General features: G+C 56.4%; 1 rRNA gene. It reads right to left on the bottom strand.

Features of this window, described 5'->3' with window-relative positions:
* Positions 1-532: ribosomal RNA gene (locus tag B1964_RS29450) — 16S ribosomal RNA — on the bottom strand; the annotation flags it as partial.

Below are 532 nucleotides of genomic sequence, written 5' to 3'. Positions count from 1 at the left end.
GCGTCTGGTGTATGTCAAACCCAGGTAAGGTTCTTCGCGTTGCATCGAATTAATCCACATGCTCCGCCGCTTGTGCGGGCCCCCGTCAATTCCTTTGAGTTTTAGCCTTGCGGCCGTACTCCCCAGGCGGGGTACTTAATGCGTTAGCTACGGCACGGATCCCGTGAAATGGAACCCACACCTAGTACCCACCGTTTACGGCGTGGACTACCAGGGTATCTAATCCTGTTCGCTACCCACGCTTTCGCTCCTCAGCGTCAGTTACTACCCAGAGACCCGCCTTCGCCACCGGTGTTCCTCCTGATATCTGCGCATTTCACCGCTACACCAGGAATTCCAGTCTCCCCTGTAGTACTCAAGTCTGCCCGTATCGCCTGCACGCCTGCAGTTAAGCTGCAGAATTTCACAGACGACGCGACAAACCGCCTACGAGCTCTTTACGCCCAGTAATTCCGGACAACGCTCGCACCCTACGTATTACCGCGGCTGCTGGCACGTAGTTGGCCGGTGCTTCTTCTGCAGGTACCGTCAC

It is taken from the genome of Gordonia sp. i37 (genome assembly GCF_002043085.1).
Taxonomy (GTDB): Bacteria; Actinomycetota; Actinomycetes; order Mycobacteriales; family Mycobacteriaceae; genus Gordonia; species Gordonia polyisoprenivorans.
This window is presented reverse-complemented; position numbering and strand designations above follow the sequence as displayed.